This window comes from Agrobacterium sp. SUL3 (assembly GCF_001263295.1).
Lineage (GTDB): Bacteria > Pseudomonadota > Alphaproteobacteria > Rhizobiales > Rhizobiaceae > Agrobacterium > Agrobacterium tomkonis.
Genome location: NZ_KQ414514.1, coordinates 50,998 through 75,527 on the forward strand (window position 1 = coordinate 50,998; position 24,530 = coordinate 75,527).

Consider the following 24,530-nt stretch of genomic DNA (forward strand, 5'->3'; position numbering starts at 1 on the left):
CCACTCTTTCATCGGCATGAAATAAGCGAGGTCGGCCATGACACGTGGCAATCGCAGGCTGGACATCGTCCTGGCGCTCGGGGCTTTTGCCCTCATTCTTCTTCCCTGGTATCGCATCGAAGGCGGCTTTTTCAGCTTCCGCTGGCTGTCCGGATTTTTCTCCACCGCCAGCAATGCGCCGGGCGTGATGCAGATACTGTTCTATGGAAAACCATGGCTTGTCGGCATCGTTCTCTTTTTTCTCGCCGCATGCCTTGTCCGGCCAATGCGTGATCCGATGCGCCGGGGTGGGTTGCTCGCCTTTATCGGAGCTGCCGGTCTCGCTTTCCTTGCCTTGCAGGGGCTGGCGATCGGCTTTACCGGCTGGACCTGGACGGTGAGTGAAAACCTCTTCGGCATGCTTGCCGATGGTCAGGCGTCCATGGGGGCGGGGGCCGTTGTCATGTCGTTCGTCTTCGTGCTGCTTTTTGCCTTCGGGCTTGCCGAACGTGGCGTCATGAAAGGCGACGCTTTCGTCGTCGGCGCCATTTCCGTTCTGGTGTTCCTCGTCGCGGTTTTTGTCTTTTATCCGATCGGCAGCATGCTGATCGCCTCCGTTCAGGATTTCGACGGCTCCTTCAATGCCGATGGCTTCATTCGTAATATCCAGGATCCCGGCATCTGGAGCCTTGGCTGCGTGGCGGGCGAAGAGCGTTGCGGCGTTGCCTGGCGCACATTGTTTCTCGCCCTGATGACCGCCTTCGGCTCGACCGTGCTCGGGCTTGGCTTTGCGCTGATCGCTACCCGCACCCGCTTTCCCTTCAAGAAGGGCCTGCGGCTTCTCACCGTTCTGCCGATCATCACGCCGCCTTTTGTTATCGGCCTTGCTTTGACGCTGCTTTTCGGCCGCGCCGGTGTCGTCACCGAATGGCTTTCCTATCTCTTTGGCATCGAACCGGGCCGCTGGCTTTATGGCATGACCGGCATCTGGATCGCGCAGGTTCTGTCCTTCACGCCCATCTCGTTTCTGGTGCTGATCGGCGTGGTCGAAGGTGTCAGCCCGTCGATGGAAGAAGCCTCACAGACGCTGCGCGCCGACCGCTGGCGCACCTTCTGGCGGGTGTCGCTGCCGCTGATGAAGCCCGGTCTCGCCAATGCCTTCCTGATCGGCTTCATCGAGAGCATGGCGGATTTCGGCAATCCGCTGGTGCTTGGCGGAACCCATGGCGTGCTGTCGACGGAAATCTTCTTTGCTGTCGTCGGCTCGCAGAATGATCCCTCCCGCGCCGCGGTGCTTGCTATCATCCTCCTGTGCTTCACGCTTTCGGCCTTCCTTGCCCAGCGTTTCTGGCTGGCAGGCAAGAATTTCGCCACGGTGACGGGCAAGGGCGACAGCGGCGCGCATATCGCCCTGCCACGCGGCCTGTCCATCGGTGTTCACGCCATCGTCGTACCGTGGATGGTCTTCACCATCGTCGTTTATGGCATGATCCTTGTCGGTGGTTTCGTGAAGACCTGGGGTCTCGATAATTCCCTGACCTTCGATCACTACATCCGCGCTTTTTCCGTCAGCTTCTCCAACGGCTCGATTGCCTGGACGGGTGTTGCCTGGAACTCGTTCTGGACGACGATGGAGATCGCGCTGGTTTCGGCGCCGCTCACCGCTGCCGTCGGTCTTCTCACCGCCTATATCATCGTGCGGCAGAAATTCGCCGGACGGAACCTGTTCGAATTCGCGCTGATGATGAGCTTTGCCATTCCCGGCACGGTCATCGGTGTCAGCTACATCATGGCCTTCAACCTGCCGCCGGTGGAAATGACGGGTTCGGCGCTGATCCTCATCGCCTGCTTCGTATTCCGCAACATGCCGGTCGGCGTGCGCGGCGGCATCGCGGCGATGAGCCAGCTCGACAAGAGCCTCGACGAGGCCTCGCTGACGCTGCGGGCCAATAGTTTCCGCACCATCCGCAAGGTCATCCTGCCGCTCTTGAGGCCCGCAATCACGGCTGCGCTGGTCTATTCCTTCGTGCGCGCCATCACCTCCATCAGCGCCGTCATCTTCCTCGTCAGCGCCCAGTACAACATGGCGACATCCTACATCGTCGGCCTCGTCGAAAACGGCGAATATGGTGTGGCGATCGCCTATTCCTCCATGCTGATCGTGGTGATGATCACCGTCATTACCGGCTTCCAGCTCATTGTTGGCGAGCGACGCCTGCGGCGCGAAAACCGCGTCGCCGGCCTGCCATCCGCTTCCTCCGTTCCTCTTGCCCAGGAGAAAACCGCATGATTTCCGTAAAGCCCGGCTCCGTCACCTTTCAGAATGTCCGCAAGACCTTCGGCGCCTTCACCGCCATTCCCGACCTGTCGCTCACCATCGAGCCCGGCACGCTGGTAACCCTGCTCGGTCCCTCCGGCTGCGGCAAGACGACGACGCTGCGTATGCTGGCAGGTCTTGAACATCCAACCAGCGGCCGCATTCTCATCGGCGACAAGGATGTGACCATGCTGCCTGCCAATGAGCGCGATGTCTCGATGGTCTTCCAGTCCTATGCGCTTTTCCCGCACATGACGGCGCTCGACAATGTCGCTTACGGCCTGCAATCCTCGGGATTGCGCAAGGCGGAAGCGCGGGAAAAGGCGGAAGAGGGGTTGAAGCTCGTCGGCCTCGCCGGCATGGGCCATCGCCTGCCGGCAGAACTTTCCGGCGGCCAGCAGCAGCGCGTCGCGGTTGCCCGCGCGCTGGTGCTGGAACCGCAGGTATTGCTGCTTGATGAGCCGCTCTCCAACCTCGATGCCCGCCTTCGCCGCCGGGTGCGTACCGAAATTCGTGAATTGCAGCAGCGGCTGGGGTTCACCGCCGTTTATGTGACGCATGATCAGGACGAGGCATTGGCCGTTTCGGACAGAATCATTGTGATGAAGGATGGCGAAATCGCCCAGTCGGGTGCGCCGCGCGATCTTTACGAAGCACCGGCCTCAGCCTTCATCGCCGATTTCATGGGTGAGGCGAATGTCGTCGGCTGTGAGGTGATCAGCATTGAGGGGCCGGATGCGCTGATCCGCGTCGGCGGCATCGATCATCAGGTTTCGGCGCGCAATGCCAGACCCGGTCCGGCCAAGCTTGCCGTGCGTCCGGGTTCGATTGCCATCGGCCAGGCAGGCGGGCAAGGGGTTGCCGGCCGGGTGCTGCACAGCGCCTATCTCGGCGGCCATGTCGAATATGAAGTCGAGACCGATATCGGCACGCTCTTCATCGTCGACCATGCGGTCGAGGTGAGCCTGCCGCCGCAAAGCGATGTCACGCTCGGCTTCAGGAGCCGGGGTATTGCGCTGATCCAGTCGTGACGGGCTTCAGTCCTGCGGATCGGGCATGATCCACCAGAACAGCTGCACGAGGTCACTCCAGGTGCGGGCGAGATCATCCATCATGGCATTCACCTCCATATAGAGGTGAATGGCCAGAAGCGTGAAAAGCCCCAATAACAGCCATGGCCAGAGCGGGCGTCTGCCCGCCGGTTTCGTTTCGTGCTTTTCGTCCTGATTGATGTCCAATCGCCATCTCCCCGTGACCTTGAGACCTACGATCAAAACCGCGCTGCTGCAACCGGTCGTCAGGAGGCGCGCGGCCACGTCCTCGCCATGAAGTGCGGCGCCCTGCCACAAAAACACCCAGATTCATTCAGCCGCAGTTCACCCGCCGGGGCGCTAAATCCCGACATCCCATAAGGAGGGAGATGACATGCGTAAGATGATTTTTGGCGCAGGAATGATACTCAGCGCCCTGTTCGGCACCGGCGCGAACGCCATGCCCGTGGGTCAGCCATCTGCACCCGCGACATCCAATGTTCAGACCGTCGACTATGCCTGCGGACGTGGCTTTCATCTGTCGCCGCGCGGCTATTGCCGTCCAAACGGCCCGCCGCGTTATGAGCGCGGCTGGGACAGGCGCGACCGCTGGGAAGGCCGCCGCGAATGGCGCGAACGTCAGGCCCGCAGAGAATGGCGGGAACGGCGAGATCGCCGCGACTGGCGGGAACACCGTGAATGGCGTGACCGTCGCGATTATTATCGCTGGTAATCGGCCAGGCCCTCTCTTAACCGGGAGGGCCTTTCTCCTGTCGTACATCATGCCTTTGTCTGCCGACCCACGGCTCAATTCCCGATTCAACTGGAATTGAGGAAACCTCGGCGGTGCTCGCGGGTTAACCCGGGATGTCGACATTCAAAGGAGGATACCATGAACATTTCAAGGCGTAGCATTCTGGCAGCCGGTGCGGTCACCGCCGCCGCCACTATTTTCCCCCGTCCGTACGTGGCGCATGCCGCATTGCCGCTGGCGCAGCCACCGCTCCCGTTTGCCCAAGCCGATCTTGCGCCCGTCATTTCCGAAAAAACAGTTGGCCTACATTACGGTAAACACCACAAGGCCTATTACGACAAGCTGAACACGCTGGCAGTCGGCACACGTTATGCCGACATGGCACTGGTGGAAATCGTCACCGAATCTGCAAAATCGAAGGACGCTGACGATATCAAGATTTTCAACAACGCCGCTCAGGCGTGGAACCACGTTGCCTATTGGGATCAGTTCGTTCCCGGCGGACCCAACCGGCCGACCGGCGATCTAGCGGCCCAGGTCAACGAAACCTTCGGTGACTATGAAGGCTTCATCAAAAGGGCGGTGGATGTTTCCGACACGGTCTTCGGTACCGGCTGGGTATGGCTGACACGCGGCGACGATAACAAGCTTGCGCTCATCGGATATGAAGACGGCAAGAACCCGGTCGCCGTCGGTCGTCCCGCCTACCTGGGCATCGATATCTGGGAACACGCCTATTACGTCGATTATGAAAATCGCAAGCCCGAACATATCCGCGCCGTGCTGGACAACCTGGTGAACTGGCGGGTCGTCGAAGAACGCGTCAAAGCCTGAGACCGGTACACTCGTCCCCTCCCGTAACACCAATGGCTTGCCCCGAGGTGCTTTTGAGCTACTATGCCGGCATGGCGGGGAGGCCATGTTACAGGAGGGTTCATGAATTACCGGTTTTCGAAACGGCGCATGGTGTTGAAGCTTGCCGCTACGGCAGCTTCTTTTTGCATGCTGGGAATGACGGCGAGCGCCGAGGGTTTTCCCGATCGGACCATTACGCTGGTCGTGCCTTTCGCTGCGGGCGGCTCCACCGATGTGGTGGCGCGTGTCATCGCGCAGAAGATGGGCGATGAGCTTGGCCATCAGATCGTTGTTGAAAATGTCGCCGGCGCCGGTGGCAATCTCGGCGCCGACCGTGTCGCCCGGGCAGAACCGGACGGCTACACGATCCTGATGGGCACGGTTGCGACCCATGCGCTCAACCCGCTCATCCTCAAAACAAAGCCTTACGATCCGGAAAAGGATTTCGCCCCGGTTTCCTTGCTGGTGGTGGTGCCGAATGTGCTGGTCGTCAATCCGAAGCTCAACGTCAACAGCGTTGCGGAACTGATTGCGCTTCTCAAGGCCGAGCCAGACAAATATGCCTATGCCTCTTCCGGCAATGGCACGCCGCTGCATCTTTCAGGCGAACTGTTCAAGAGCATGGCTGGTGTCAGCATGCAGCATGTTCCCTATAAGGGAGCAGGCCCGGCGCTCAACGATCTTCTCGGCAACCAGATTTCGATCATGTTCGACAATCTGCCGTCGTCGTCAGGCCACATAAAGTCCGGCACATTGCGGGCGCTTGGTGTGACAACCACTGAGCGCGCTTCATCCTTCCCGGATATGCCGACCATTGCCGAGACAGTGCCGGGTTATGAAACCTACACCTGGAATGCGCTCTTTGCGCCTGCCGGCACGCCTGCCGATGCGATCGACAAGCTCAATGCCGCCGCCAAGAAAGCGCTTGCCGATCCGAATGTGGCCGCGCGCATGGCGGAGTTCAGCGCCAAGATCGTTGCTTCGTCACCCGATGAACTGAAGAGCCACGTTGCGGCCGAAATCGCCAAGTGGGAACCGGTCGTCAAAAATGCAAATGTGCAGATGGACTGATCGGGAGCGCTAATCCCGGTCCTTCGATACCTCGCTGCGCACCCCGTGCTGGGGTGCGCAGCACCAGCTGCCACTGCAGAACCGTAACCGAAGCCGTCATTGACCGGCCAGGAACGGGCCTGCCACATCGGCCAATGTGTCGTTTCCGCATCACTTGCCATAAGGTTGCAAAAACCCGCTTGGCAAGCTCAAATCACTCAGCTACAAAATGTATCACCGCGTCAGATCAAACAAAGGGAGGCGTTGCATGACACCAGCATTCACCGAAAACCTCCCGCAGGGAATGACCCGACACTAGGTCATATCCATTCGCGGCCCGCCCTGCGCGCGCCCGACATGCGGTTTTTTCCTTCATAGCCCGATTGATCTGACGGGATCATTTCGTCTCCCGTCCGGGCTGTGCCATCCAACTTCCGTTTTGAGGACCGGTTGCCGATTTTCTGGCGCCGTGCTGGTTAAAATGTCTCGCAAGAAGTTCGATTTCCGCGCCGATGCCTATCGTCATGTGCTCGGCTTTGTTTTTCACCACTGGAGCCACCGGCCGGCACTGGTGGGTTTCATCATCGTGCTGGTCATTGCCAGCACGCTGGCCGAAGTCATGGTGCCGGTTTTTTCCGGCCAGATCGTTGATGCCATTGCCGGCGGCAACGGGGCGGACAAGGCGCTGCACGCTTTTGTCATCGTGGTGTCGCTGGGTCTCACCAGCGTGGTGCTGCGCTGGTTCATCTTTAACGGCATCATCAGGCTCACGCTGAAAACCATGGCTGACGTCACCAATAACGGCTTCCACAAGGTGCAGCGTTTCTCGACTGACTGGCATGCCAACAGTTTTGCCGGCTCTACGGTGCGCAAGATCACGCGTGGCATGTGGGCGCTGGATTCGCTGAACGACCTGCTGCTCATCGCGCTTCTGCCGTCCCTCGTGATGCTGGTCGGCGCCACCATCGTGCTGGGCAGCTACTGGCCGGTCATGGGCCTCATCGTCGGCCTGGGCTCGCTGATCTATGTCGGTGTCACCGTGGCTCTTTCCATGGGCTATGTGTCGCCTGCGGCACGGCTTGCCAATGCCTGGGATACAAGGCTTGGCGGGGCGCTGGCGGATGCCATCAGCTGCAACTCGGTCGTCAAGGCCTTTGGCGCTGAAACGCGTGAGGAAACGCGGCTGGGCCATGTGCTGGTGAAATGGGATAACCGCACGCGCAGGACATGGCGGCGCGGTACGCTGAATGGCACCATTCAGAGCTTCATGATGGTGTCCATGCAGGCCGGCATTCTCGGCACCGGTCTCATCATGTGGCGACAGGGGCTGGCGACGCCGGGTGATATCACCTTCGTGCTTGCCATGTTCTTCGTGTTGCAGGGTTATCTGCGTGATGTGGGGCAGGATATCCGCAACCTGCAACGCGCCGTCAACGACATGGAAGAGCTGGTGCTGCTGGACAAGATGCCGCTTGGCGTCGAAGACAGGCCGGATGCCGCGCGGCTTGATATCGGCAGGGGCGAGATCGTCTTCGATCACGTCACGTTCCAATATGGCGCGCATCCCACCCCGCTTTATGATGACTTCTCGGTCACCATCAAGCCGGGCGAGCGTGTGGGGCTGGTTGGCCATTCCGGCTCGGGCAAGACAACCTTCGTCAAGCTCATCCAGCGCCTTTACGACATCAAGTCGGGGGCAATCCGCATTGACGGGCAGAATATCGCCGGTGTCACGCAATCAAGCCTGCGCGGCCAGATCGCCATCGTGCAGCAGGAACCCATCCTGTTCCACCGCACGCTGGCGGAAAACATCGCCTATGGCCGGCCGGGTGCCTCAAGACGGGAAATCGAGCAGGCGGCAAAACAGGCCAGCGCCCATGAGTTCATCATGTCCCTTCCAAAAGGGTATGAGACCATGGTCGGCGAACGCGGCGTCAAGCTCTCGGGCGGGGAACGCCAGCGCGTCGCCATTGCCCGTGCCTTCCTTGCGGATGCACCGGTGCTGATCCTTGACGAGGCCACTTCGAGCCTCGACAGCGAAAGCGAAGTGCAGATCCAGCAGGCCATGGAACGGCTGATGGATGGCCGCACGACGCTCGTCATCGCGCACCGGCTCTCCACGGTCAGGGCGCTGGACCGGCTGCTGGTGTTCGACAAGGGCAAGATTGTCGAAGAAGGCGACCATCAGGCGCTTATCCGCCTCAATGACGGCATCTATCGCCGGCTGTTCGAGCGGCAGGCGCTGGAACTGACCAAGGGCCTGGTGGCCTGAAACAATGAAACGCCGGAGTTCACCCTCCGGCGTTTCATGGCAACTTCAAACCTGCGCCACGAACGCGCCGCTTTTTTCCATTAGTAGCGCTCTCTCCGCAATACCAACAGGACGGTGAACCATGGATTTCAACCCGATCACAAAGCCGCAACGCCTTGTCATCCGGAGAAACCATATCCATGCCTTGTTCCATCACCCTTTCAGACCTCTCATGGTCCACGCCTGACGGTCATCCGCTCTTTTCCAACATCAATCTTCGCTTCGGCCTCGAACGAGCCGGCCTTGTCGGGCGTAACGGCGTTGGCAAGACGACGCTTCTGAAGCTGATTGCCGGCGAATTGTCGCCGTCCGCCGGCACGGTGGCCGTCTCCGGCCGGATCGGCGTTCTCAGGCAAATCGTGCAGGTCATGCCCGGGGAGACCGTCGCGGATCTTTTCAACGCGCGGGAGGCGCTCAAGGTTCTTTCCCGCGCCGAGGCGGGGCAGGCGACGCTGGAGGAGCTTGGTGACGTTGACTGGATGCTGGAGGAAAGAATCGCCGATGCGCTGGCTGATGTCGGGTTGGACGCTTCGCCGTCAACGCTGCTTTCGGCATTGTCCGGCGGGCAGCGCACACGGGCGGCACTTGCAGCCCAGATCCATGCCGCCCCGGACTTTCTGATCCTCGATGAGCCGACCAACAATCTCGACCGTGACGGTCGTCTGTTCGTTGCCGATTTTCTGGCCGGTTGGCGTGGCGGAGCGATTGTCGTCAGCCATGATCGGGAACTTCTCGATACGTTTGATGCGATCGTCGAAATGACGACGCTGGGCGCATCCCGTTATGGCGGCAACTGGAGCCATTACCGTGCGCAAAAGGCACTGGAACTGGCCGCCGCCGAACAGGACCTTGCCAGCGCCGAAAAGCGCCTGTCCGAGGTCAGGCGACGGTCGCAGGAGGCACTGGAACGCAAGGCCCGTCGCGACGCAAAGGGCGCCGCAAAAGCGGCAAAGGGGGATATGCCGCGCATTGCCGCCGGTGGCATGAAAAGGCGTGCCGAAAACACCAGCGGCGACAATGCCAATCTCGCCAGTCGTCTGAAAGCCGAAGCGACCGATGATTTGCAGACGGCGCGACAGCGGATCGAAGTCCTTCAGGACCTTACTGTCACCCTGCCACCCAGCGGGTTGCACGCAACCAGGACCGTATTGAGCCTGCAAAACCTGACCGCAGGATATTCGGGAAAACAGCCCGTGTTCGCCGATCTGTCCTTCGAAATCACCGGCCCGCAGCGCGTGGCCGTGACAGGCCCGAACGGATCGGGAAAAACGACGCTGCTTTCCGTGATCAGGAATGAACTGACGCCGTTGTCAGGAACGGTCCACCTCGGTGTGACGTCCGTCTTTCTGGACCAGCAGGTCAGCCTGCTGGATCCGAAGCTGTCGATCCGCGACAATTTCCTTCAACTCAACCCGCAGGCCGGAGAGAACGCCTGCAGGGCAGCGCTTGCCCGCTTCATGTTTCGTGCCGATGCCGCCTTGCAGATCGTCGGAACGCTTTCGGGTGGACAGATGCTGCGCGCGGGTCTCGCCTGCGTTCTTTGTGGCCCGCAGCCGCCGCAATTGCTGATCCTCGATGAACCGACAAACCATCTGGATATCGATTCCATCGCGGCCGTGGAGGCCGGCCTGCGAGCCTATGACGGAGCGCTCCTGGTTGTCAGCCATGATGAGGCATTTCTTGGCAAGATTGGCATCGATCGGCGGCTTACCCTTGGCGGACCGTGAGGCGTCGTGATTGCGCACGCCGAAGCCGGACGTCCATCTGCCGTTTTGCCTGGATGTCACCCTTTTTCATGGCGACCGCGCTGCCTTCAACCCACGCGGCAACGGCACCGTCATCGTCTCCGAGATGCATAAGGCATTCGCCAAGTGCCGCCCAGGCTGCTGAGTAATCGTGGTCCTGGTGAACCGCCTCGCGCAGATGTTGCGCCGCATCGTCGAATTGCCGCGCGGCCATTAGGGCCTTTGCGAGTGAAAAGCGCAGGAGTGGGGCATCTTTACCGTCTTCCAGCATTTTCAGGAGCTTTTCAATCATCGTCATTCCATTGCAATGGTGGGCTTCATGCAAATCGATACGGCGTCAAGTGCGGTTGAGGTCAAGCGTAGATTGGCGCCTCTCCGGAGGAAACCTCCGCTGATAGAGCGGAACGTTTCACATTGACATGCGGCGTACCGCGACCGGATCCCAGATATCATCAAGCGGCCCTTCAAGGGCGGTGCGCGGGGGAATGAGCTGCGGTTCGATAATGGTGACTTCCGGCTCTGCGCGGTTCTCTTCGAGCAGTTCGAACCCTTTTTCGAGCATTTGCGCAATATCGGGTTTGATCATGTAAACTGGAAAGGGAAGAAAAGACGCGAATGGGTCATAGTCAAAACAGCCGACGACGATGTCGCCGAATGCCTCGCCGTCGTGACGTCCCATGAAACGAAGCAACCCCTCGAAGTTGATCGATGAATTGACGAAGAAACAGCGGGGAAGGCGGCCCCTGCGCTCGAAGAAGCGTTCGAAGGCCAGTTCCGTCATGCGCGGAGAATAACCGGTGATCTCGATATCATCACCACTTTGCACGCCGAAATAATCGGCTTTCGCGGCATGAAAGCCGTCAATGCGCTCGCGGCTGGCGTGGTCGTCATGACCGCCGAACAGGATGACGTCGTCTGGACCGAGCGACCCACCCTTTGCCGCATGGGCAAGGATTGCCGATGTCAGGATTTCCGCGCCGTGCCTGTTATTGGAAATGACGGACGACGCAAATTTGCCCGGCAGGTCGATATTGACGTGGGGAAGTGCGGCGCGTGCGCAGACCTGGTGAACGCCATCCGGATCGGTGACGCCCGCAATGAACAGGGCGTCAATCGAATAGGCGATCAGCGTCTCGACGGTCCGGCGCTCTTCCTCGGGGTCGCGTCGCCCGGAAACCACCATGGGTGACAGGCCGCGTTTGCGTGCCTGCCCCTCAAAGGTCTGTGCCATCGATGAAAAGAACCGGTTGTCATAAACCGGCACTAAAAGCCCGACGAGACCGGACTTTGAGCTCCGGAGGCCGCGGGCCTGCAGGTTGGTGGTGTAGCGTTGTGCCTTGGCGAGCGAGAGTATCCTGTCTGCGGTTTCCTCCGAAATCCGTCGCTTGCGCCATGATCCGTTCAACACCGCGCTCACTGTCGAGGCGGACGCGCCAGATAATAGCGACAAGTCATAAATGGTGGCTTTCTTGGAACTTATGCCTGTCACTTCGATCTCCCCAGCTGATTCCGATTATTAGAGCACGCATCCCCTTGACGGAAGGGAGCTTCATGATATGGTTATTGCACCATCGATTGTGCAAATTGGCAATATCGATTGTGCAGGATGGTTGCTATGGGAGTGGCAAGGGAGAGTCTCGAATAAGCGAGATGAGAGATTTGAAGCGCGGCAGGGAAAAACTGGCTGCGGCGGATTTCGTTTGCCGATTTTTTGAGGAGGAACATCATGAAGAAAATTATTGCTGCGGCGCTCGGCCTGTCGCTTGCGCTGCTCTCATCCGCGGCCTTCGCCGAAGGGCCGAAGGTTGGCGTCGTCGTCAAGATCGGCGGTATTCCGTGGTTCAACGCCATGGAAGCCGGCATCAAGGAGCAGAGCAAGAAGCTCGGCGTTGACGGTTTCATGGTTGGCCCGACCAGCGCCGACCCGGCGCTGCAGGTTCGTGCCATCGAAGACCTGATCGCCCAGAAGGTCGATTTCATCGGTGTCGTGCCGAATGATGCGAAGGTGCTTGAGCCGGTGCTGAAGAAGGCCCAGGCCGCCGGCATCAAGGTCATCACCCATGAATCGCCCAAGCAGCTCGGCGCTGACTGGGATTTCGAACTGGCTTCCGCCAAGGGTTTTGGTGAAGCGCATGGCAAGCTTCTGGCGGAAAAGATGGGCGGCAAGGGTTCTTATGCCGTCTTTGTCGGTTCGCTCACCGTGCCGCTTCACAATGCCTGGGCCGATGCCGCCATCGCCTATATCAAGGCCAATTATCCGGACATGAAGCTTGTCGGCGATCGTTACGGCGTCGCCGAAGATCTCGACAAGAGCCGGTCGACTGCGCTCGATCTGATGTCCGCCAATGCCGACCTGAGCGGTTTCCTTGCCTTCGGTTCGCAGGGGCCGATCGGTGCCGGACGTGCCGTGGAAGAGCGGCGCAAGGATGGCAAGGTCTTCGTCATCGGCCCGTTTTCGCCGGGGCAGGGTGCCAAGCTGATCAAATCCGGTGCCCTGACTGGCGGCTTCATGTGGAACCCGAAACAGGCCGGTGAGGTGTTCATCACGCTCGCCGACCGCATCGCCAAGGGCGAGACACCCAAGGCCGGCGACAATATCGAAGGTCTTGGCACCATCAACCCCGAGGGTAACACCATCGTCGTCGACCAGCTTTTGAAGATCGACAAGGAAAGCATCGACAAGCTCGTTTCCATGGGCCTCTGATCCTCCCCAGAGCCGCAGGCGTCGCGCGGGGAAAAAACCGCGCGACGCCCATTCAGGAAAACATGCCGAGCGCCACGTCTGCGATGCTTTCGCGGCGAAAGGAGAGATACGCTATCATGAGCGCAGAACCGCTCCTGTCCCTCAAAAATGTCAAAGTCACCTTTGGCGGCGTGCGCGCCCTGAAAGGCGTTTCTTTCGAGGTCAATCCGGGTGAAGTGCATTGTCTGGCCGGCGAGAACGGCTGCGGCAAAAGCACGCTGATCAAGGTCATCACAGGCGTTTATACGCCCGAAAACGATGCGGAACTGTATTTCGACGGCAAGCCGATAGCCGCGATGACCCCGACACTTGCGCAATCGCTTGGCATTCAGGTGATCTGGCAGGATCTGGCGCTGTTTGATGAAATGTCGGTGGCGGAGAATATCGGCTTTCAGTACGCGGTAAACGGCAGGTATGGGCTGGTCGACAAAGGCGCGATTGAAAATGCTGCCGAGAAGGCTTTGGCTCGGCTCGGCGTTGAGATCGATATTCACCGGCCGCTGAAGGAACTGCCCATTGCCCAACGCCAGATCGTGGCGATTGCCCGTGCACTGGTCGGGGAAGCGCGCCTCGTTTTCATGGACGAGCCGACCGCGTCGCTGACGCAATCTGAGACGGACTATCTGATCGATATCGTCCGCAATCTCTCCGCCTCCGGCGTCGCGGTTGTGTTCGTCTCGCACCGGCTGGCGGAAGTGCTTGAGATTTCGGACCGTATCACCGTGCTGCGCGATGGGTCGCTTGTCGGTGTCTTCCCGGTTGAAGGCATGACCCAGTCACGCGTGACCGAACTGATGACCGGCCGTAATTTCGACAGCGCCGTCATAGCTGCCGATCACGATGACAAGCCGGTCGTTCTGTCCGTGCGCGGGCTCAGCCGTGCAGGTGAGTTTGAAGACGTGTCTTTCGATTTAAGGAGGGGCGAAACGCTGGGGATTACCGGCCTGCTGGGAGCCGGACGCACCGAACTGGCCTTGACCCTTTTCGGCATGCATCGGCCGCAATCGGGTGAAATCCTGATCGACGGGAAGAAAGTGAATTTTCATTCCAACCGGGATGCTATCCGGGCCGGCGTCGCCTATCTTTCCGAAGACCGGCTGGCACTTGGTCTCAATCAGCCCCAGTCGATCGCCGATAATCTCGTCATGGCCTCGCTCGACCGTTTGCTGACGGGTGGCCTTATCTCGCCATCGAAGAAGGCGGATGTGGTTTCCCGCTGGATTTCAGCGCTCGGCGTCAAGATCGGCCTGCCGGAAGACCCGATCCGCACGCTTTCGGGCGGAAACCAGCAGCGTGTCGCCATTGCCAAGTGGCTGGCGATCGGGCCGAAAATCCTCATTCTGGACGCGCCGACGGTGGGTGTCGATGTCGGTGCCCGCGCCGGAATTTTCGAAATTGTCCGAAAGCTCGCCGCCGAAGGTCTTTCGATCATCGTCATCTCCGATGAACCGCCGGAAGTCTATTTCAACACTGACAGGATCATCCACATGGTCGAAGGCCGGTTCCACGCCACCCATGATCCGCGACATGTGTCGCTTACCGAACTGGAGTCCGCCATCTATGCGTAGGCTCATCCTCGGACATACGACCGAATTCACGCTGCTTGTGGTCATGGTGCTGCTATGCACGGGGCTGTCTTTCGCCACCGACCGTTTCCTCACCATCTCCAATGCCTTCGATGTGCTGAATGTCTCGGCGGTCAACATCATCTTTGCGGTCGGCCTGCTTGTCGTGTTGATTTCAGGCGGTATCGACATCTCCTTCGCCGTTGCTGCTTCCGTCGTGCAATATGTCACCGTTCTGGCGCTCAATGCGCTCGGCGGAGGAAACTGGGCGGAAGGTTTCATCATTGCCGGCGCCGTCGGCCTTGGTCTCGGCTTCGTCAACGCCTTCCTCGTCTGGCGGCTCAATATCATTTCCATCGTCGCGACCATTTCCACCTTCAACATCTTCTTCGGGCTGTTGATGTTTTTCACCAAGGGCGTGTCGATCTACGATCTGCCGGAATGGCTTTCGACCCGCGTGGTGTTTTATGAGCGCGAGATGCCGGATGGTTCCTGGGTCGAGCTGACGCTGCCGGTCGTGGTTATGATCCTCTGCTGCCTCGCCACCTGGTTCATGATTTCGCGCACCACCGTCGGCCGCAAGCTTTATGCTTTCGGTGACAATCCGGAAGGCGCACGCCGCTTCGGCATCAATATCGGCGCCATGCATTATATTTCCTTCGGCTGGCTCGGCCTGATGGCGGGCATTGCCGGTCTCATGCAGGCCCATTATGCGCAAGAGGTCGTGCCGAACGCGCTTTATGGCCGCGAGCTGGATGTTCTCGCCGCAACTGTGCTTGGTGGTGCGCGGCTTGGCGGCGGCAAGGGTTCGGTCATCGGCTGCGTGCTCGGGGTGCTGATGGTGTCCATCACTCAGAACGGCCTCAACCTGATGGGCGTGTCTCCCTTTGCATTCAAGATGATCGTCGGCGCGATCATTCTCATCGCAATCACGCTGTCCTCCACCCGGTTCGACAAGCTGCTGCCGGCGGCCTTCCGAACCTCCGCAAACAAGGGGAGTGCGCAGCGATGAGCAGCTTCGTTCGCAAATTCAACGCGATTTTCGGCGCTGACATGGCCGGGCCGGTGATTGCCTTTGTCGCGGTCATGCTCATCTTCGGGACGCTGGCGGATAATTTCCTGTCGCTCGCCACATTCGGTTCGGTCGCCTTTCAGTTGCCGGAACTCGGTCTGCTGACACTGGCGATGCTGCTGCCACTGCTGACCGGCGGGATCAATCTTTCGGTCACTTTCGCCGCCAATCTGTCGGGGCTGGCGGCCGCCTGGGTGCTGCAGGCCCATGGCGGCGTGGACGCACCGCCGAGCGCCTTCCTGCTCGCCTGCCTTGCCGCCCTTGCCACCGGCGGCGCTGCCGGCGCCATGACCGGCGCGGCAATTGCCTATACCCGCGCGCACCCGATCCTCGTCACCCTGTCGATGATGATTTTCCTGCGCGGGCTCGGGGAGTTTCTGACGCGTGGCGGCGATGTTTCCGGTTTTCCGGCCTATATGGCGCCGCTTGGTCACGGCACGCTTTTCGGGCTGCCCATCCCGCTGCTGATCTTCATCGCCTGTGTCGGGCTGTGGCACGTACTCCTGACCCGCACCAAGCTCGGTTTCGGTCTGTTGATGATCGGCTCCAATATCGAGGCGGCGCGTTATTCCGGTCTCAACACCCGCAAGATCCAGGTGCTCGTCTACACGCTCTCGGGTCTGATGTGTGCCGTTGCCGGCATCATCATGCTTGCCCGTTTCAACTCGGTGCGTGTGGGACACGGTGAATCCTACCTGCTGATCACGGTACTGGCGGCGTTCCTCGGCGGCATCAATCCATTCGGCGGCTTCGGCCGTGTGCTGCCCGTCTTTGTCGCGCTGATCGTTCTGCAACTTCTGTCGTCCGGGCTCAACCTTCTCGGCGCCAACCAGCATCTGGCAACGGCGCTGTGGGGTGTGCTGATGATTGTCGTCATGGCCGCGCGCGGCCTGTTTTCAAGCTACTTCGCATCTCTCAGAAAGAAGGTATGACGTGCAAGGCTTCGGTGTTCACGCAATGATGTGGTCCCTCAACTGGGATCATGAAAGCGCCAGGCGGGCCATTGCCGGTGCTGCGGATTATGGGCAGGATTTCATCGAGATTCCGCTTGTCGATCTCCCATCGGTCGATACGGCGCATACCCGCGCCCTGCTGGAGAAATACGGCCTGCGGGCCGCTTGCTCGCTGGTTCTGCCGGAGCCTGCCTGGGCCTCCGTCCGTCCGGAAGCAGCCGTCGCGCATCTGAACGCCGCGCTGGACAAGGCCGCCGAAATGGGGGCGGAAGCGCTGACCGGCGTCACCTATGGCGGCACCAGCGAGCGCACGGGTTTCCCGCCGACGCAGGCTGAATACGACAATCTGACACGCGCACTATCTCAGTCTGCCGGCCACGCGAAGACGCTTGGCCTGCAATTCGGGATCGAGGCCGTCAACCGCTACGAAAACCATCTGGTCAACTCAGCTGAACAGGCCGTGGCGCTGGTTGAGCGTATCGGTGCCGACAATATCTTTGTCCATCTCGATACCTTCCACATGAACATGGAAGAGAAGGGTATCGCCAATGGCATCATCGCCGCCCACGACTATCTGAAATACATGCATATGTCGGAAAGTGACCGCGGCACGCCGGGTTTCGGTAATGTTGCCTGGGACGCGGTGTTTGCCGCACTCGCGGCCATTGGCTTCAAGGGCGTGCTGACGCTCGAGAGTTTCGCCGCGATGCCGGAGGAGATGGCAGGTGCGATTTCCACCTGGCGGCCGGTCGCTTCAGGCGCAGACGAGGTCCTCGACAAGGGGCTGGCCTTCCTGCGCGACAAGGCAAGCCAGTACCGGATTTTCTGACCGCAATCATGATCGGGGCGAGGAACACCTTGAGCACAATTGACGATAATGCCCGTGAGATTGCGGGCTTGGCGCTCCAGCGTCTGGAAAGGGCAAAAGGCCGACGCGTGATGATCGCGATTGCCGGCGCCCCGGGATCGGGAAAATCGACCATTGCCGAAGGTGTGGTGGATGTGTTGAACGCAGGTGGAGGCGAGCCCGCCGCGCTTTTCCCGATGGATGGTTATCACTATGACGATGCCGTGCTCGAAGAGATGAACCGCCGTCGCTTCAAGGGCGCCATCGATACTTTCGATGCCCACGGTTTGCGCCACATGCTCGAGCGCCTCAAGGCCAATGAGGATGATGTCATTGCCGTTCCGGTCTTTGACCGGGCGATCGAAATCGCCCGCGCCGGCGGCCGGCTGATCCCGCAATCTGTCGATATCATCGTCTGTGAAGGCAACTATCTCCTCGCCGGCCAATCGCCCTGGAACCGTCTCAAACCGATCTTCGATCTGACGGTTTTTGTCGATGTCAGCGAGGACGATCTGCGTGCGCGGCTGAGAAACCGCTGGCTGGGCTTCGGTCTTGCCGAAGACGAGATCAACCGGAAGGTCGAGGAGAACGACCTTCCCAACGGCCGTTTCATCATCTCGACGAGCACCGAACCCGATCTTCGCATCGGCAATCCGGGAAGCGGGGCCGCTTCCTGAGACGCACCGAATGATCGCGGGCGCCCACATCCCAACCAAGTGAAACAGAAGCGAAAGAAATCCCCATGAAACACGGCATCTATTATTCTTACTGGGAACATGAGTGGAGCGCCAAGTTCGGCCCCTATATCGAAAAGGTCGCCAAACTCGGCTTCGATATCATCGAAGTCGCCGCCCACCATATCAACGAATACAGCGACGCCGAACTCGCCGTGATCAAGCAGAGTGCGAAGGATAACGGCATCATGCTCACCGCCGGCATCGGTCCGTCGAAATCAAAGAACCTGTCGTCGGAAGATGCGGCCGTGCGCGCGGCGGGCAAGGCGTTTTTTGAACGGACACTCACCAATGTCGCCAAGCTCGACATCCGCACCATTGGCGGCGCATTGCATTCCTACTGGCCGATCGATTATTCGCAGCCGGTCGACAAGCCGGGTGATTACGCGCGTGGTGTCGAGGGTATTCACGGCATTGCCGATTTCGCCAATGATCTCGGCATCAACCTGTGCATCGAAGTCCTCAATCGCTTTGAAAACCACGTGCTCAACACGGCGGCCGAAGGCGTCGCCTTCGTCAAGGATGTCGGGAAGAACAATGTGAAGGTCATGCTCGATACCTTCCACATGAACATCGAGGAAGACAGTTTCGGCGAAGCCATCCGCACGGCCGGCCCGCTGCTGGGTCACTTCCACACCGGCGAGAGCAATCGCCGTGTTCCGGGCAAAGGCAGGATGCCCTGGCAGGAAATCGGCCTCGCGCTTCGCGATATCAATTACACCGGTGCCGTCGTCATGGAGCCGTTCGTCAAGACCGGTGGCACCATCGGTTCTGATATCAAGGTGTGGCGTGATCTGAGCAATGGCGCCGACATCGCCAAAATGGACGAGGACGCCAGAAATTCCCTGGCATTCTCCCGTTTCGTCCTCGGCGGCTGATGTCCGCAAAACGCGTGTTGCCCAGGCGCCCGTCACCGGCGGCGCCTGGTCTCTCACCAAAAACAGACTGATGACCGACGCGGGCAGTCAATCGGCTGGTTGAACAAACCACAATTCATGGGCTAAGGCTGCGGGGTATCTGAGGATCGGAAACGGTTCCGCCCAAGGCCATTGGTTCACATGATCCCTGTCGCACTCCCGTCCGTCGAAGCGCTGCTTCTCATCGCCTTCCTTTTCGCCACGACCTTTGTCTGGATCGTCTGGACGCTGGGGCTGCTCATTCGATATATCTGCGGCCGCTGGAAACGCCCGATGCTGCTGCCCTATGGGCTGGTGACCGCCATCGCAGCCTTCACCGTGTGGAAAACCGGTGATTTTTATATCCATATGCGGGCTTATGACAGGGAGAGGACGGCAAGCTACCGGCCGGAACTGCTTGCACCAACCCGGCTTGGCCAGATCGATATGCCCAAAGGTACGAAACTCGAGCTTGCCATTGCCGATACAAGGGACGCCTTCAGCCGCGCCTTGTTTCCGCATCCCGTGCGCGTTGCAGATATCGATGCCGTCGAGATCGCCCGCTATATCGCGATAAAAACCAACGACAACTACGAAACCATTGGCTTTACCCCCGACAACATGCGGATAACCGGCAATGGCGTAACCACCCAGAGCGGCTGGCGCTGCGACGCGACCCAGCCGGTGGAATTTGATCTGCGGCCCGATGGCGGCATATCCGCCTTCAGCAGATGTATTCTTGCCAATGGCAATGTCGTCGATGGCATCACCCTGCCGGAAGGAACGTCCCTGCGCGCTTCCACCGGCAATGTCTATATCGACGGCTTCGTCGATTCCGACAGATGGGTTCTCGGCACGCCCCAGGGTCAGACCGTTCGCGTCGATAATTTCGATCTCTCCGATGCGACGATTGCCCTTGATGACGAACGAAAACTCTACGAAATCAAAGGCGCGGTCCTGTCAAAAGAGGCAACGCTCGGAACCCGCCGCCATGCGTCCGGAACCCATGTTCGCTATAACTCCCGGCACCTCCGGAAAGATTATCCAGCCGCATGGCTGCTCACCCCACCTCTGCCTGATGTTGATCCTCAGCCGTCATCGCCCGCAAGCCTCGTGCAGAACAGGGAAGGAGACGTTCTGGCCACCCCGGCGGATTGAACCCGATCTGGCCGAGATGCGGGGAAATAGCTCGTCCGCGAGCTATCTTACCGGCCATGGTCGAAGGTCACGAAACGTGCTGAAACACTGGGGACAAAGGGAAAATCCCAATCGAGAACGATCTCGAACGCTGCGAACAGCTGTCAAAAGATACTGTAGCGCCGCAGGTGTCTGCCGGTGAGGGATCGCGGGTGGCCGCGATCCATCATCGCACTGTGCTTTACCGCTCCCGGTAAAAGATCATGCCGCCATGGTGCAGGACATCATCTATGAACGTTCCATCCGCGGTAAAGCCGGTATCGTCCCGGTAATCGATGTGATTGCCGGTCACGACGTAACGGCCCTGATAGGCGCTTTTACGGTTGCCGCGGGCTTCGTCATAACGCCCGTTGGCCAAAAGCTCCTGACGGATATGGCCGTCACCTGTCACCCACATGCCGATATAGGGGTGAGCTTGCGGGGGCGTGGAACCGGCGCTGGTTTCGGTCCCCGTCAGCATGGCGATGGCAGCGGCAACGGGTATCGTCATGTTTTTCATCTGTTTTCCTCCTCAGGCGGCAGCCGTTGGGCGAACAACGATCTCGTTCAGATCGACGTCATCAGGCTGTTCGATGGCGAAACGCACCGTGCGGCCGATGGCATCGGGCTTTAGCGCAATGGCGCGGTAGGTTTTCATGGCCTCGGCTGCTGCCGGATCGGTGATCGTTTCCGCCAGTTCGCTTTCCACCACACCGGGATGAATGCAGGTGACGCGCAGATCCGGCCGTTCCTGCCGCAACCCGTCCGAAATCGCGCGGACGGCAAATTTCGTGGCGCAATAGACGGCGGCGGTTGGCACCACCGACAGCGCCCCGATGGAAGCGATATTGATGATGTGGCCGGAACCGCGCGACGTCATTTCCGGCAGCACGGCCGCGATGCCATGCAGTACGCCCTTGATGTTGACGTCCACCATGCGGTCCCATTCGTCGACCTTCATCGACGCCATCAGGGAAAGCGGCATGACGCCGGCATTGTTGATGATGACATCGACCGGGCCGAAGGTTTCGCGCGCCTTATCCGCGAAGTCTGCCACGTCGGCACGGTTGGTAACGTCCAGTCGGCTGACCGCTACCTGGCCGTTACCCGCTTCCCGGATCTCCTTTGCGAGTTCCTCCAGCCGCTCCGTACGGCGGGCGCCGAGCATGAGTTTTGCGCCAGCCTTGCCGAGTTCACGCGCGATACCCGCGCCAATGCCGCTGGAGGCTCCCGTGATGAGAACAACCTTGTCCATCGTTCTGTCCTTCCTTTTTGAAACCACCGCTCGATTGCGGTTGCATGAAAGATAGACAGGCAGCATTGTTGAGATAAGATACCCATTAGTTTCCATAGTGGTAAGGATAGCTAAACAGTGACGCCTGATCTAAACGCTCTCTCCGTCTTTGGGCTGGTGGCGGAACTGAAGAGTTTCAGCGCTGCCGCGGACCGAATGGGCGTGTCACGTTCCGCCGTCAGCCAGACAATTAGACGGCTGGAGGAAATGCTCGGCCTGGCGCTGGTGCTGCGCACCACCCGCAGCGTCAGTCTCACCGAGGCGGGTGAGGGGCTTTATGCCAATATCGCTCCCGCCATAGCCGAAATGTCGGCGGCGGTGGAACAGGCGGGCGAATTGCGCGAAAGTCCGAACGGGCTGTTGCGGCTCGCCGTTTCGTCCATTGCCGAAGACTTCCTGTCCGGGCCGCTTCTTGCCGGCTTCACGGCTGCCTATCCGGACGTCCACCTCGATGTCGTGGTGACCGATGAGGAGTTCGATATTGTTGCCGAAGGCTATGACGCAGCCGTGCGGCTGGGCGAGGTGATCGATGAGGACATGATCATCGTGCCTATATCCGGGGATGTGCGGCAGCTGGCGGTCTGTTCGCCTGATTATCTCAAAGGCAGAGCCAAGCCCACTCACCCGAAGGAACTGGCACATCACCGGTGCATTGGCTGGCGGCCGGCTCCGCGCAGCGCACCCTATCGCTGGGAGTTTGCGCAGGCCGGGCGGGAATTCAGCGTCGCGGTGGCGCCGGAGATCACCACCAATGACATGGGATTGATGATCCGAATGGCGGTGGCGGGAGCAGGGATCACCTTCGGCATTGAAGATACATTCCGCAGCTGGATCGATCGCGGCGAGCTGGTGCCGCTGCTTGAAGACTACTCACCTTATTTTCCCGGATTCTACCTCTATTATCCGAGCAGGCGTAATCTGGCGCCCAAACTCCGGGCGCTGATCGATCACGTGAAGACATCAAGGCAACGCACAAGGTCGCTTTAGGCGGTCATGGCGCGCCTTGGCTTCGATGTCGCTTTACCGCAAAACCGATGACAGAAATTCGCGGGTTCGCTCTTCTTTCGGCCCGCCGAAAATTTCCTCCGGTGCTCCCTGTTCGCAGATGCGGCCTTTGTCGAAAAAGCAGACGCGGTCTGACACTTCGCGGGCAAAACGCATCTCGTGGGTAACAAGCAGCATCGTCAGGTCGTGCTCATGGGCCAGATCACGAATGACGGAAAGCACTTCGCCGACCAGCTGCGGGTCGAGCGCCGAGGTCGGCTCATCAAAAAGCAGCACACGCGGACGCATGGCAAGCGAGCGGGCAATGGCGACGCGCTGCTGCTGCCCGCCGGAAAGCTGTACCGGATAATGATCCTTCTTGTCGGCCAGCCCAACCATCTTCAGTAGTTCGATTGCACGCGCTTCCGCTTCTGCGCGGGCGATGCCCAGCACCCGCACCGGCGCTTCCACGATGTTGCGAAGCACCGTCATATGCGGAAAGAGGTTGAAGCTCTGGAAGACCATGCCGACGTGATTGCGGATCTGGCGAAGGTGCTTCTCCGAAGCCTGAAAGGGCCCTTTGCCGCCCTGTTCATGATAGGAGATATCGGCAAGGGTAAGCTTGCCCTCCTGGAACGGTTCCAGCGTCATGAGAATGCGCAGAACCGTTGATTTGCCGGAGCCGGACGGGCCGATAAGCGTAACTTTTTCGCCCTTTGCCACGCTGAAATTGAACTGGTCGAGAACCGTCAGAATGCCGAAACGCTTCGTGACATCGGAAAATTCGATCAGCGGCTGATTGGTGGTGTTGGTCATCGCAAGGGTATTCCTGCTTTTGGAAGTGCCCTTTGCAGGCGGCTGAGGCCTGCCGAGCAGATTATTGTCAGAAGGAGGAAGATCAGGCCGACAAGCGTCAGCGGTACCAGATATTCGAAGGTGCGTTCGCCGATCATGTTGGCAAGCCCCATCATCTCCAGAACCGTGACGACGGAAAGCACCGGCGTTTCCTTGATCATGGCGACAAGGTAATTGCCCATGGCCGGCACGATGCGCGGGATGGCCTGAGGGATGATGATATCCCGGTAGGTTTGCATGCGTGTGAGATTAAGTGCAGTCGCCGCTTCCCATTGGCCATGATGCACGGCCTCGATGCCGCCGCGATAGACCTCGGACGTGTAGGCCGCATATTGCAGGCCGAGCGCCAGCGCGCCGGTCAGGAAGGCGGGTAGCACGATGCCGAAATCCGGAAGCACGTAATAGAGGAAGAACAGCTGCACCAGAAGCGGCGTATCGCGAAGGAATTCGACAACCAGCGCAGTCGGCCAGGAGATCATCTTGACCCGGCTGCGACGCAGCAGTGCAAAAACGAGCCCCAGAACCAGCGCGATGGCGAAGCCGGCGGCTGCCGCCTTCAACGTCACCGTCAGGCCGATCAGGATGATGGGCAGGATCGAGGTTGTGTAGGTGAGCCAGGTGGTGGTGTCCCATTCGTAGCCATACATCATGAGAAGATATCCTTACGAATGGCGGGTGCGCGGGAAGACGTTGCCGCGCCTGACGAAATGTTCGATCACCCGGATGACGACCATCAGGATCAGGGACATCGCGAAATAGCAGAGCAGCGTGATCGAATAGATGCTGGTGCTGTCCAGCGTCAGGTTGCGGATCGACTGCGCCGCAAAGGTGAGGTCGGCAATCGAGATCAGCGACACGAGCGAGGAAAGTTTCAGCGTTTCTATCGCCAGATTGCCGAATGCCGGCATCATCTCGACGATTGCCTGCGGCAGCGAGATGCGAAACAGCGTCTGCATCCGCGTAAAATTCAGCGCCCGGGCCGCTTCCAACTGCTGCACGGAAACGGAGGATAGCGCACCGCGCACGATCTCCGCGCCATAACCGCCGGCATGGGCGGCAAGCACCAGAATACCCGTGGTGATCGGATCAAAGCTCAGCCCCACCAGCGGCAGCGCGTAATAGAACCAGAAGAGCTGAACCAGCAGCGAGGTGCCACGAAACACCTCCGTATAACAAAGCGCGACCGTGGACAGGATGGGGCCGCCCTCGACACGCAAAATCCCGAAGAAAAAGGCAAGCGATGTCCCGACAACGAGCGCTGCGAGCGTGATCGTCATGGTGACGACGGCGCCTTGCCACATCATCGGCAGGTAGGCGGTCATATCCATCTGGAGTTTTCCCAAGTTCCTGACGAGCGGCGCCCGGCGAA

The 24,530-nt window shown here is 59.6% G+C and carries 24 protein-coding genes; 16 read left to right on the forward strand and 8 right to left on the reverse strand.

What is annotated here, in order from left to right; genetic code table 11:
* The first annotated feature begins 37 nt into the window (after nt 1–37).
* Nucleotides 38–2,269, forward strand: a complete 2,232-nt coding sequence (locus AKG12_RS23100; protein ID WP_052820577.1) for an ABC transporter permease — start codon at nt 38–40, stop codon at nt 2,267–2,269.
* A complete protein-coding gene (locus tag AKG12_RS23105; RefSeq protein WP_052820578.1) occupies nt 2,266–3,327 on the forward strand; it encodes an ABC transporter ATP-binding protein in 1,062 nt (353 codons plus the stop codon). The genes AKG12_RS23100 and AKG12_RS23105 overlap by 4 nt, the downstream gene beginning before the upstream one ends.
* Nucleotides 3,328–3,333: 6 nt before the next feature.
* Here the strand turns inward: AKG12_RS23105 and AKG12_RS23110 are convergent, their stop codons facing one another.
* Nucleotides 3,334–3,534, reverse strand: coding sequence for a hypothetical protein (locus tag AKG12_RS23110; protein WP_046801318.1), 201 nt, complete (start codon nt 3,532–3,534; stop codon nt 3,334–3,336).
* A gap of 187 nt (nt 3,535–3,721) precedes the next feature.
* Here AKG12_RS23110 and AKG12_RS23115 point away from each other — a divergent pair, with 187 nt between their 5' ends.
* The 5 genes from AKG12_RS23115 to AKG12_RS23135 all read left to right on the forward strand — a co-directional run bounded on the left by AKG12_RS23115 (nt 3,722) and on the right by AKG12_RS23135 (nt 10,024).
* A complete protein-coding gene (locus AKG12_RS23115) occupies nt 3,722–4,060 on the forward strand; it encodes a GCG_CRPN prefix-to-repeats domain-containing protein (RefSeq protein WP_046801270.1) in 339 nt (112 codons plus the stop codon).
* Nucleotides 4,061–4,219: 159 nt separating this feature from the next.
* Nucleotides 4,220–4,915, forward strand: a complete 696-nt coding sequence (locus AKG12_RS23120) for a superoxide dismutase (protein WP_052820579.1) — start codon at nt 4,220–4,222, stop codon at nt 4,913–4,915.
* Nucleotides 4,916–5,017: 102 nt separating this feature from the next.
* Nucleotides 5,018–6,007 (forward strand): Bug family tripartite tricarboxylate transporter substrate binding protein, encoded by a 990-nt coding sequence (locus tag AKG12_RS23125; RefSeq protein WP_052820580.1) that lies wholly within the window; start codon nt 5,018–5,020, stop codon nt 6,005–6,007.
* A gap of 460 nt (nt 6,008–6,467) precedes the next feature.
* Nucleotides 6,468–8,258: an ABC transporter ATP-binding protein gene (locus AKG12_RS23130; protein WP_052820615.1), complete on the forward strand. Its 1,791-nt coding sequence runs from the start codon at nt 6,468–6,470 to the stop codon at nt 8,256–8,258.
* A 179-nt stretch (nt 8,259–8,437) separates the two neighbouring features.
* A complete protein-coding gene (locus AKG12_RS23135; protein ID WP_052820581.1) occupies nt 8,438–10,024 on the forward strand; it encodes an ABC-F family ATP-binding cassette domain-containing protein in 1,587 nt (528 codons plus the stop codon).
* On the opposite strand, the gene AKG12_RS23140 is transcribed toward AKG12_RS23135, so the two are convergent.
* Together AKG12_RS23140 and AKG12_RS23145 are read right to left on the reverse strand one after the other, a co-directional pair.
* Nucleotides 10,005–10,334, reverse strand: a complete 330-nt coding sequence (locus AKG12_RS23140) for a tetratricopeptide repeat protein (protein WP_046801320.1) — start codon at nt 10,332–10,334, stop codon at nt 10,005–10,007. The two genes, AKG12_RS23135 and AKG12_RS23140, sit on opposite strands and share 20 nt — an antisense overlap.
* Before the next feature lie 117 nt (nt 10,335–10,451).
* On the reverse strand, nt 10,452–11,531 hold the full coding sequence (locus AKG12_RS23145; protein WP_052820582.1) for a LacI family DNA-binding transcriptional regulator: 1,080 nt from the start codon (nt 11,529–11,531) through the stop codon (nt 10,452–10,454).
* A 237-nt stretch (nt 11,532–11,768) separates the two neighbouring features.
* On the opposite strand from AKG12_RS23145, the gene AKG12_RS23150 reads away from it, so the two are divergent.
* From AKG12_RS23150 to AKG12_RS23185, 8 genes are all read left to right on the forward strand, one after another.
* On the forward strand, nt 11,769–12,746 hold the full coding sequence (locus AKG12_RS23150; protein ID WP_046801275.1) for a substrate-binding domain-containing protein: 978 nt from the start codon (nt 11,769–11,771) through the stop codon (nt 12,744–12,746).
* 116 nt (nt 12,747–12,862) lie between these two features.
* A complete protein-coding gene (locus AKG12_RS23155; protein ID WP_052820616.1) occupies nt 12,863–14,353 on the forward strand; it encodes a sugar ABC transporter ATP-binding protein in 1,491 nt (496 codons plus the stop codon).
* Nucleotides 14,346–15,362: an ABC transporter permease gene (locus AKG12_RS23160; RefSeq protein ID WP_052820583.1), complete on the forward strand. Its 1,017-nt coding sequence runs from the start codon at nt 14,346–14,348 to the stop codon at nt 15,360–15,362. The genes AKG12_RS23155 and AKG12_RS23160 overlap by 8 nt, the downstream gene beginning before the upstream one ends.
* Entirely contained in the window at nt 15,359–16,354 is a 996-nt protein-coding gene (locus AKG12_RS23165) for an ABC transporter permease (protein ID WP_052820584.1), read from the forward strand. The genes AKG12_RS23160 and AKG12_RS23165 overlap by 4 nt, the downstream gene beginning before the upstream one ends.
* Nucleotide 16,355: 1 nt before the next feature.
* Entirely contained in the window at nt 16,356–17,204 is an 849-nt protein-coding gene (locus tag AKG12_RS23170) for a sugar phosphate isomerase/epimerase family protein (protein ID WP_052820585.1), read from the forward strand.
* A 29-nt stretch (nt 17,205–17,233) separates the two neighbouring features.
* The gene (locus AKG12_RS23175) at nt 17,234–17,899 is read left to right on the forward strand and encodes a nucleoside triphosphate hydrolase (RefSeq protein ID WP_046801322.1); all 666 of its coding nucleotides are present in this window, start codon (nt 17,234–17,236) and stop codon (nt 17,897–17,899) included.
* Between the two features lie 65 nt (nt 17,900–17,964).
* Entirely contained in the window at nt 17,965–18,834 is an 870-nt protein-coding gene (locus AKG12_RS23180) for a D-psicose 3-epimerase (RefSeq protein ID WP_046801279.1), read from the forward strand.
* 180 nt (nt 18,835–19,014) lie between these two features.
* On the forward strand, nt 19,015–20,010 hold the full coding sequence (locus AKG12_RS23185; RefSeq protein ID WP_052820586.1) for a hypothetical protein: 996 nt from the start codon (nt 19,015–19,017) through the stop codon (nt 20,008–20,010).
* Nucleotides 20,011–20,230: 220 nt separating this feature from the next.
* Here AKG12_RS23185 and AKG12_RS23190 read toward each other — a convergent pair whose 3' ends face one another.
* Nucleotides 20,231–20,509 carry an Atu4866 domain-containing protein gene (locus AKG12_RS23190; protein ID WP_408606507.1) on the reverse strand — a complete coding sequence of 93 codons (279 nt, stop codon included), beginning with the start codon at nt 20,507–20,509 and terminating at the stop codon, nt 20,231–20,233.
* A gap of 51 nt (nt 20,510–20,560) precedes the next feature.
* On the reverse strand, nt 20,561–21,283 hold the full coding sequence (locus AKG12_RS23195; RefSeq protein WP_052820618.1) for an SDR family oxidoreductase: 723 nt from the start codon (nt 21,281–21,283) through the stop codon (nt 20,561–20,563).
* Nucleotides 21,284–21,400: 117 nt separating this feature from the next.
* Between AKG12_RS23195 and AKG12_RS23200 the strand changes: the two genes are divergently transcribed.
* Nucleotides 21,401–22,309, forward strand: a complete 909-nt coding sequence (locus tag AKG12_RS23200) for a LysR family transcriptional regulator (protein ID WP_052820587.1) — start codon at nt 21,401–21,403, stop codon at nt 22,307–22,309.
* 33 nt (nt 22,310–22,342) lie between these two features.
* On the opposite strand, the gene ehuA is transcribed toward AKG12_RS23200, so the two are convergent.
* The 3 genes from ehuA to ehuC are packed head-to-tail and all read right to left on the reverse strand — an operon-like array spanning nt 22,343 to nt 24,489.
* Entirely contained in the window at nt 22,343–23,122 is a 780-nt protein-coding gene (gene ehuA / locus AKG12_RS23205; protein WP_052820588.1) for an ectoine/hydroxyectoine ABC transporter ATP-binding protein EhuA, read from the reverse strand.
* Nucleotides 23,119–23,811 (reverse strand): ectoine/hydroxyectoine ABC transporter permease subunit EhuD, encoded by a 693-nt coding sequence (gene ehuD, locus AKG12_RS23210; RefSeq protein ID WP_046801285.1) that lies wholly within the window; start codon nt 23,809–23,811, stop codon nt 23,119–23,121. The genes ehuA and ehuD overlap by 4 nt, the downstream gene beginning before the upstream one ends.
* A gap of 12 nt (nt 23,812–23,823) precedes the next feature.
* Complete coding sequence (ehuC, locus tag AKG12_RS23215) at nt 23,824–24,489, reverse strand: ectoine/hydroxyectoine ABC transporter permease subunit EhuC (protein WP_052820589.1); 666 nt, start codon at nt 24,487–24,489, stop codon at nt 23,824–23,826.
* Between the last annotated feature and the right edge of the window lie 41 nt (nt 24,490–24,530).

What these genes read in the sequence shown, in the direction of transcription:
- AKG12_RS23195 (WP_052820618.1), bottom strand. Translation starts at nt 21,283, where the DNA reads ATGGACAAGGTTGTTCTCATCACGGGAGCCTCCAGCGGCATTGGCGCG.
- AKG12_RS23135 (WP_052820581.1), top strand. Translation starts at nt 8,438, where the DNA reads ATGCCTTGTTCCATCACCCTTTCAGACCTCTCATGGTCCACGCCTGAC.
- AKG12_RS23105 (WP_052820578.1), top strand. Translation starts at nt 2,266, where the DNA reads ATGATTTCCGTAAAGCCCGGCTCCGTCACCTTTCAGAATGTCCGCAAG.
- AKG12_RS23130 (WP_052820615.1), top strand. Translation starts at nt 6,468, where the DNA reads ATGTCTCGCAAGAAGTTCGATTTCCGCGCCGATGCCTATCGTCATGTG.
- AKG12_RS23155 (WP_052820616.1), top strand. Translation starts at nt 12,863, where the DNA reads ATGAGCGCAGAACCGCTCCTGTCCCTCAAAAATGTCAAAGTCACCTTT.
- AKG12_RS23180 (WP_046801279.1), top strand. Translation starts at nt 17,965, where the DNA reads ATGAAACACGGCATCTATTATTCTTACTGGGAACATGAGTGGAGCGCC.
- ehuD (WP_046801285.1), bottom strand. Translation starts at nt 23,811, where the DNA reads ATGATGTATGGCTACGAATGGGACACCACCACCTGGCTCACCTACACA.
- AKG12_RS23150 (WP_046801275.1), top strand. Translation starts at nt 11,769, where the DNA reads ATGAAGAAAATTATTGCTGCGGCGCTCGGCCTGTCGCTTGCGCTGCTC.
- AKG12_RS23140 (WP_046801320.1), bottom strand. Translation starts at nt 10,334, where the DNA reads ATGATTGAAAAGCTCCTGAAAATGCTGGAAGACGGTAAAGATGCCCCA.
- AKG12_RS23160 (WP_052820583.1), top strand. Translation starts at nt 14,346, where the DNA reads ATGCGTAGGCTCATCCTCGGACATACGACCGAATTCACGCTGCTTGTG.
- ehuC (WP_052820589.1), bottom strand. Translation starts at nt 24,489, where the DNA reads ATGGATATGACCGCCTACCTGCCGATGATGTGGCAAGGCGCCGTCGTC.
- AKG12_RS23125 (WP_052820580.1), top strand. Translation starts at nt 5,018, where the DNA reads ATGAATTACCGGTTTTCGAAACGGCGCATGGTGTTGAAGCTTGCCGCT.
- AKG12_RS23100 (WP_052820577.1), top strand. Translation starts at nt 38, where the DNA reads ATGACACGTGGCAATCGCAGGCTGGACATCGTCCTGGCGCTCGGGGCT.
- ehuA (WP_052820588.1), bottom strand. Translation starts at nt 23,122, where the DNA reads ATGACCAACACCACCAATCAGCCGCTGATCGAATTTTCCGATGTCACG.
- AKG12_RS23115 (WP_046801270.1), top strand. Translation starts at nt 3,722, where the DNA reads ATGCGTAAGATGATTTTTGGCGCAGGAATGATACTCAGCGCCCTGTTC.
- AKG12_RS23190 (WP_408606507.1), bottom strand. Translation starts at nt 20,509, where the DNA reads ATGCTGACGGGGACCGAAACCAGCGCCGGTTCCACGCCCCCGCAAGCT.
- AKG12_RS23185 (WP_052820586.1), top strand. Translation starts at nt 19,015, where the DNA reads ATGATCCCTGTCGCACTCCCGTCCGTCGAAGCGCTGCTTCTCATCGCC.
- AKG12_RS23165 (WP_052820584.1), top strand. Translation starts at nt 15,359, where the DNA reads ATGAGCAGCTTCGTTCGCAAATTCAACGCGATTTTCGGCGCTGACATG.
- AKG12_RS23120 (WP_052820579.1), top strand. Translation starts at nt 4,220, where the DNA reads ATGAACATTTCAAGGCGTAGCATTCTGGCAGCCGGTGCGGTCACCGCC.